The 6,967-nt window shown below is 43.5% G+C and carries 1 protein-coding gene; it reads right to left on the reverse strand.

From position 1 onward, the window contains the following. Positions 1-66: 66 nt before the first annotated feature. Positions 67-6,967, reverse strand: a 6,901-nt coding sequence (locus tag RM347_RS22575; RefSeq protein WP_428850597.1) for an amino acid adenylation domain-containing protein, incomplete at its 5' end; no start/stop codon positions are given.

Consider the following 6,967-nt stretch of genomic DNA (forward strand, 5'->3'; position numbering starts at 1 on the left):
TAATCAGGTTTAAATTGCATGAGTTGTTTTTTCACAAATAAACAAATCTATTTAGTAAAGAGCTTTTCATAGTTCACCTTCTTCGTAATCTTCTTGCATTTTTGTAATGGATAGTTGACCATCTTGTGCTATGGAAACTACTTCAATGATTTGGGCTAAGTTAGCTACCGTTGGGTACTCAAGGAAATTTTGTAAGGACAATTCCACCGAGAAAATATTACGCAAACGAGATATTACTTGGGTTGCTAGTAGAGAATGTCCGCCAAGTTCAAAGAAGTTGTCATTGATGCCAATGCGTTCGGTTCCCAAGACTTCACTCCAGATTTGCACCAGTTGAGCTTCAATTGGTGTGCGAGGTGAAACAAAGCCAGTGGCAAGATTTCTAGTAGCTGTATCCGGTGCTGGTAGGGCGCGACGATCCACCTTACCATTAGGTGTTAAAGGTAGGGCATTGAGGAGGACAAAAGCTTGCGGAACCATATAGTTGGGTAGCTTTTGTTGGATAAATTCCCGCACTTGTGGCACTAGCTTCTGAACTAACTTACCGTATAGGGGATTGTTAGTGTAGTCAGTCCAGGGTTTGGTAGTAATGGCTGAATTATCCCAAAATGCAATCGCTTTTTGTTCTTGATTGCGGCACAATACCACATCGAATGCACCATCTTGACTACTCCCCCACCAACTCAGGTGGACTGTGTAACCCAAATGCTGCCCTAACTGGTAAAATTCTTCAGGATTGATCCCAACTTCTGGCTGTTTTGCTAGCAATTGCCGCATTTGCGCGACTGTTTCGACACTAGGGGAATTTTCCAACCATTGCCAAATCTGTAGTGCTTGCTGCACCCGTTGATTAGGAACGCCCCTAATTCCTAAAAGTTCTGGTTGTTCTTTGTGCAGTTGATTTTGAATTTGTGCCAACGAGAGCTTATCTAGTTGCCAATTTAACCAAGGAACTACTGTCACTTCTGCTGAAGCAGAGGCTTCGCCAACGGCTCCGCTCAGTGCAAGTGTTTGGACATCAGTAGCTAAATGCAGGGTGACATCATAGCGGAATTGAGTTAATTCATTTTGACTGTTACCGCGTTTGGGCACAATCTCCACCCAAGTAATTTGCGGAAAACGTGTTTGCAGGGCGATGAAGAACCTCGGATCGATTACCAATTCTTCTTCGGCAGCGACACTCTGATGTACCTGCTGCTGCCATTGCTCAACAGTTCTATCTTCAGGAGAGCGGGATAACTGCACGGCTGCATGGTATGGTTCGAGCAAAGGCAAGCTGCGAACATCCCCCACAAATAATGTTCCCTTTTGGCCAATTGCTGCGATCGCTCCCTCAAGTACCTGCAACAAATACTCCACACTGGGGAAGTACTGCACTACTGAGTTGATCACTACAGTATCAAATTCTCCTTTGGGGATAAGAGTAAAGTTATCCGCCATTTGGTGTAGTAGCCGTACATTGTCTAGACCTGACACCGTTTTACATATTTGCTCAACGTGCTGAATGGCGGCACTGGAATAATCACATCCCCAATACTCAAGACAGTTGGGAGCAACGCGAGATAGCAGCAACCCTGTACCACAACCAATTTCTAATACTCGTTGCGGTAATAGAGACAGAATTCGGTCTACTGTACTCTCAACCCACTCCTGCATTTCTTGGGCTGGGATTGCTTGTTTGGTGTAACTACTATTCCAACCACTGATATTAAATGTGGGATCATCTGTGGCTACTTGAGGTTGCCCATAAGCTTGTTCATAGAGCGTTTGCCAGTCAGTAACGTACTCACTCTGCCATTGAGCCAACTGCTGAGGTAATACTTGGTTTTTCAGAGCAGGCACTAAGTAAGCCGCTAACTGTTTATCACCAGTATTATCAATGGCAACGACGACACCTTCTTGTACCAAGGGATGTTGGCTTAAAACTGCTTCAATTTCACCCAGTTCTATACGGAAGCCGCGCACCTTTACTTGATTGTCGATGCGTCCCAGGTATTCAATATTACTGTCTGCTAGATAACGCGCCAAGTCCCCAGTTTTGTAAAGTCGGGAATCTGGTTCATAGCTAAGAGGATTGTTGATGAATTTCTCTTGTGTCAATTGCAGACGGTTGAGATAGCCTCTTGCTAACCCTACACCACCAATGTGCAGTTCTCCTGGTACACCAATAGGCACTGGCTGTAAATGCGAGTCTAAAATGTAGATTTGTTTGTTGGCAATTGGACGACCAATAGTAACTTTCTCGTCTTCAAGAGTACATTTTGCAACTGTGGCGCAGACGCTAGCTTCTGTTGGTCCGTAAGCATTAAAGAAGTTTCTCCCAGTAGACCATTGTTTGATGAGTTCAGCAGAACAAGCTTCTCCAGCAACAATTATTGTTTGCAGTGCTGGAAGTTCTTCAATAGGCAAAACTGCTAATGCTGATGGTGGTAAGGTTACATGGGTAATATCATAATCGCGTAATCGTTCAATTAATGGCGTACCCGGCATGAGAGAGTCTTTTGTTCCCAGGTAAAGAGTTGCCCCTGATGCCCAACTCATCAAGATTTCTGAGATGCAAGCATCAAAGCTGAAGGAGGCAAACTGGAGAACGCGACTATCAGAATCCACGCCAAAAGTCTGAATTTGAGCTTGAGCTAGGTTGCATAATCCGCTATGTTCAACCATCACCCCTTTGGGTTTGCCTGTGGAACCGCTCGTGTAAATCACATTCGCTAGATGAGAAGCCGTCACCCCATTAGAAAAGTTTTCCTGGCTATTTTGGGCAATTTCTGACCAGATTTCATCTAAAAAGACTGTGTTGGCTTTATTTTGTGGTAGTTTCTCAAAAAGGTGCTGTTGGGTTAGCAGTACCCAAACTTGAGCGTCTTCTAGCATAAAGCTCAGACGGTCTTGAGGATATTCCGGGTCAAGAGGCACGTAAGCACCACCCGCCTTGAGAATTGCCAAAAGCCCGATCGCCATTAATAGCGATCGCTCTACACACAACCCAACTAGTACATCTGCTCCCACTCCCACAGACCGCAAGTATTGCGCCAACTGATTCGCACGACAATTCAACTCGTGGTAGGTGAGTTGTTGATTTTCAAATACCACCGCCACTGCATCAGGTGTCCGCTCTACCTGTGACTCAAACAACTGATGAATACACTGATGCGGATAGTATGCTTGAGTATCATTCCACTCCACTAATAATTGATGGCGTTCTTGCTGGGTGAGCAACGGCAGTAATGACACTGGCTGGTGTGGATTATCAACTATTGCCGCAAGTAAAGTCTTGAAATGTTGCATCATGCGGGTAATTGTTGCCGCATCAAATAAATCCCGGTTGTAAGAGCAAAAGCCCCCAAGACCTTCTGGTGCATCCCACAAGTAAACTTCTAGGTCAAGCCGAACTGAGTCAAGTCCCGAAGGCATCCCTTCAACCTTTAAATCAGGCAGATCCCAGGGGGAGGTGGGAGCATTTTGGAGGGCAAACACCACCTGGGTTAACGGGTTGCGATCGAGGTTTCGCTCAAGTTGCAACTCTTCCACTAACATCTCAAAGGGTAAATCCTGATGGTCGTAGGCATTTTGGGTAACTGTTCGCACCTGCGCTAGTAATGCTTCAAAGGTCGGTTCTTGGGATAGATCGAATCTCAGTGCCAGACTATTGACAAAAAACCCAATTAACCCTTCGATTTCTGTGCGGTTGCGATTTGCGATCGGTGAACCAACTACCAAATCTGTTTGTCCACTGTAGCGAGACAGTAACACCACAAAACCTGCCAGCAGTGTCATAAACAGCGTGCTTCCAGACTCTTGAGATAGCTTTTTCAACTGCTGCGTTAGCAAGGCATCTAGTTTAAGCTGCTCTGTACCGCCTCTAAAAGTCTGTATGGCTGGGCGGGGGCGGTCTGTGGGTAATTCTAATAGAGGTGGCGCTCCCGTTAAATGTTGCTTCCAGTAGTTTAACTGACGCTCTAATACCTGATTCGTGAACCATTGGCGCTGCCATACAGCGAAGTCGGCATACTGGATGGGTAACTTTGGTAGCTCAACAGAACTTCCTGTTGAAAAGGCTCGGTAATAGGCTGACAGTTCACCGATTAAAACACCCATTGACCAACCATCAGCAGCAATATGGTGGATTGCGAATAGCAATACATGCTCATCAGTTGCAACTTGCCATATCTTGACTCGCAGCACAGGGCCATTAGCTAAATCGAATGGTTTGCAGGCTTCTGCTGTTGCCAGCTGCTCCACTTGTTTCCAGCGTTCTGGTAAATTCTGGAGATCGACCACTGGTAACGTGATGGTCATATTAGGATCTATTACCTGTACTGGCTGATTATTTCTGATCTCAAAATGAGTGCGTAGAACTTCATGGCGTTGTACTATCTCTGCAAAGGCTTTTTCTAAAGCTTTGACATTGAGATTCCCTACCAAACGCAAGGTGAAATCTATTGTGTACGCACCGCTTTCGCCTTCTAACTGATTCACGAACCACAAACGCTCTTGCGCCCAAGATAGGGGTATGTCTGCGTCTCTGGAAACGGGTGCGATCGCCGGTACTGCCAAACCTGAACCAGTTTCCAGTTCACCTAAAATTGCCTCACTTAACTGGGCAATTGTCGGTGACTCAAAGATATAACGTAATGGTAACGAAGTTCCAAAAGCTTCTTGCAATCGAGAAATTACCTGAGTAGCTATCAGGGAATGTCCCCCTAGATCAAAGAAATTATCGTGAATACCCACCTTTTCTACTTGCAGTGCTTTTTGCCAAATACCAGCAATGATTTTTTCTGCTTCTGTATTTGGCATGACATAATCAGCTTCATTTAGAAGAGTTAGCTCATGTGTTGGCAGCGCCCGGTGGTCTATCTTACCGTTTGGTGTTAATGGCAGGTTATCCAGCAGCACAAAGCTGGAGGGGATCATGTAGCTGGGCAAGAGTTTCTTGAGATTAGCTCTTAAAGATTGAGCTAAATTATCCGAGTGATTGTTTTTTAGATTGGCAGAATCAGCAAATAATCTTTGATAGAAAGGTGTTTGCCGGAAATTATTTTTATAGTGATAGGAGACATATTCAAAGTTAATAACGTCTCCATTCTTTTTCAGCAGATAACCTTTAATTGCATAGTCTGGATTAAGATTATTGCTGCAAAGTGTCCGGGAACAAACTGCTTGAATTACATCACCGTACTCAACCTTTATTCCCGGTTGAAACAATGGGAAATAAACAGGTAGCCAGCAATACTCATGTTCAAGAATATCTATTTCTTCTCCAACAATAGTATGTAAATTCAGCCAGACTAAAAAGCCATCAATTCGCCCATTTTTTTGAATCTCAAGTTTAACCTCATGGGAGAACTCTGGACTAATATATTCATTGAAATTCAAATCTTCTAAAACATCCACAGTGGATAGCACATTTACTTGAGGGAAATTCCTAATACATACCCTTAAGTCAAATTGATATCCGACTTGCTCAAAGATTTTTTTGGTGTAATATGCAGGGATTTCAGCAAATTGAGGATTGTGTAATATTTCATCTGGAAGAGTAACAGCAGCCATCTTAGTAACGCTTCTTTCTGGAATCATCAAACCATCAGGTTTGAGAAATTTTCTAGCGTTATTAATAATTACTGCTGCCCCTTCCGAGCCACCAATCGCCCCTACAATTTCGGAAACACAAACATCAGCGAGTTCTGGGATATCAACTAAAGTTGCATCACCATGAATAACTGTGATTTTGTCTGCCAAACCTAACTTTTCAATACAAGCTCTTGCTTGACGGCAGGTTTCCTCATTTCTTTCAATGGCATAAATTTTCTTAGCACCCCCTTGAACACAAAATCTGGATAAGATTGCATCTTTCCCTGTACCAATCTCAACGACTATTTTATCTTTTACTAATTGGTTAATCGCTATTTTATAACTATCGTTGCGTCGATGGTCATTGGTCATAGCGTAATACAATAAGTCGTCATAGACATAGTATTCAGCTATAGATGGCCATAGTTCTACTTTGTTTGCTGATAAATTTTCTGGTTTCTTTGATGTTTTGAGTTTTTCCTGTTGCGGTACAATATAAGCTACCAAACGCTTATTATTCGATTGGTCTTCCCGTGCAACGACTACTGCTTCCCGGACTTCAGGTAGCTGAGATATTGCAGCTTCAATTTCTCCCAACTCAATGCGGAAGCCACGAATTTTCACCTGATTGTCGATCCGACCGAGAAATTCGATATTTCCATCACTCAAGTATCGTGCTAAATCTCCAGTTTTATAGAGACGGGAATGTGGTTCATCGCTAAAGGGATTAGGAATGAATTTTTCTTGTGTTAACTCGCTTCGGTTAAGATAACCTTGCGCCAAGGAAGCACCACCAATATGCAATTCTCCTGGCACACCAACAGGAACTGGTTGCAAATACTCATCTAAAATGTAGATTTGCGTGTTAGCAATGGGACGACCGATAGGTGGTGAGATATTATTATCCCGTCCATCACAAACTACTATCCCTGAAGTTGTAACAACAGTATTCTCAGTTGGGCCATAATTATTCACAACCTGGAAAGGAAGTAAACTTGATGGATATCGATGAAGTTTATCTCCACCAGTTAGCAGAGTTCGCAAGGCTGTATTTTCTCTCCATTCCAGAGACAATAATTGCTCTGCTACTGGCGTTGGCAGAAAACTGATAGTAATATTTTGCCTTTGCAACCAATCTTGCAAATCTACTGGTGATGCAATGATTCCAGGTTTAACTAAATAAATACTTGCCCCTGCGGTGAGGTAAGGCCACAATTCCCAGACAGCAGCATCAAATGCAGTGGAAGCGACCTGAGTGGCTTTGTCTAAAGCCGTAATTTCAAAAGTCCGTTGATGCCAGAATACGAGATTTAGCAGTGCATGATGAGTAACTAATACTCCCTTTGGTTGTCCCGTTGAACCAGAGGTATAAATCACATAAGCTAAGTTA

Origin of the sequence: Nostoc sp. ChiQUE02, from assembly GCF_034531305.2 — a bacterium.
Lineage (GTDB): Bacteria > Cyanobacteriota > Cyanobacteriia > Cyanobacteriales > Nostocaceae > Nostoc.